The organism is Microbacterium sp. Bi128, from assembly GCF_918698205.1.
In genome coordinates this window covers 1-1,392 of the sequence record NZ_CAKKMM010001337.1, presented here as the reverse complement: position 1 = coordinate 1,392, position 1,392 = coordinate 1, and the positions used below count along the sequence as shown (strand labels likewise).

Below are 1,392 nucleotides of genomic sequence, written 5' to 3'. Positions count from 1 at the left end.
GCGCAGCCCCACCCGGGCCAGCAGTTCGGTGGACCGGGTCCGGGCCTCGGCCCAGTCGATCACGCCGCGCTTGGTGGGCTCGTTGCCGAGGAAGATGTTCTCCATGATCGACAGTTCGGGGATGAGCGCGAGTTCCTGGTGGATGATCACGATGCCGGCGTGCTCGCTGGCCCTGATGTCCTTGAACTCCTGGACTTCGTTCTGGTAAACGATGTCCCCGGTGTACGTGCCGTAGGGGTACACGCCCGAGAGCACCTTCATCAGGGTCGATTTACCGGCGCCGTTCTCACCGCAGATGGCGTGGATCTCGCCGGCCTTCACCCGCAGGCTCACATCGGCCAAAGCTTTAACGCCGGGGAACTCCTTGGTGATGGATCGCATCTCGAGGATTAGCGGATCACTGTGCGTGTTGAGGGACGTCATCTGCCCTTACGCCTCCAATGCATGACTTCGTTGTCCGCCCCTGCAAACCGCAGGGCCGTCTGATGGAAAAGTAAACTGGATCACAGCCCTTGTCGTCAAGTCTTTAACGCAACAGGCACATAACGAAATGGTTAGTTTCGCCGGATTCCGGCGTGCTGGAAGACCAAAGCCGTGGCCCCGAGGGCCTCGGCCCGGTCGCCCAGGGACGACATCGTGAGGGTGGTTGTCTCGCCAATGACCGGCACCGCGTGGCGGATCAGGCCGCGCCGGATCGGGTCCAGCAGCAGCTGGCCAAGGCCCGCCAGCGGGCCGCCGACCACAATGACCTCGGGGTTGATCAGGTTCGCCACGTTGCCCAGCGCGCGCCCGACGGCGAGCCCGGCGTCGTCCACGACACGGAGCGTGGCGGAGTCCTTCTCCAGGGCCTTGCGCACGATGTCCCCAGGCGAGAGCGGCCGGTCCTCGCCGCGGCTCAGGAGCTCGATCATGGTGGTGGTGGAGGCGATGGTTTCCAGGCAGCCGCGGTTCCCGCAGCGGCAGATCAGTCCGTGCTCGTGGATGGTGGCATGGCCGATTTCGCCGGTGATGCCCACGTTGCCGTAGTACGGGACACCGTTGAGGATCAGTCCCGCGCCGATGCCCGAGCCGATCTTGAGGAACATCAGGTTGCTGATGCCGCTGTGCGGCCCCCAGGTGACCTCGGAGAGGGCGCCCAGGTTGGCGTCGTTGTCCACGAAGACGGGGAGTTCCAGCGCTTCTTCGAGGCGTTTGAGGATGTTGATGCCCACCCATTCGGGCAGGATCGCGCCTTGCGCCACGGTGCCGGTGCGGCGGTCGATCGGGCCGGGAATTCCGACGCCGGCACCCACCAGGGCGCTGCGTTCCACACCGCTGTCCGTGAGCAGCCGGTCCAGCACGCCGACGGCGGCCTGGATGCCTTCCTCGGCGTGATTGCCCAGGGGCAGCAGG

General features: G+C 65.4%; 2 protein-coding genes. Both read right to left on the bottom strand.

All coding sequences use genetic code 11. The features are described from left to right. Positions 1–423: ATP-binding cassette domain-containing protein (locus LQV45_RS32545; protein WP_230011704.1), on the bottom strand; the 423-nt coding region annotated here is incomplete at its 3' end. Between the two features lie 131 nt (positions 424–554). Beyond that, on the bottom strand, positions 555–1,392 hold an 838-nt coding region (locus LQV45_RS32540), incomplete at its 5' end, for an ROK family protein (protein ID WP_230011702.1).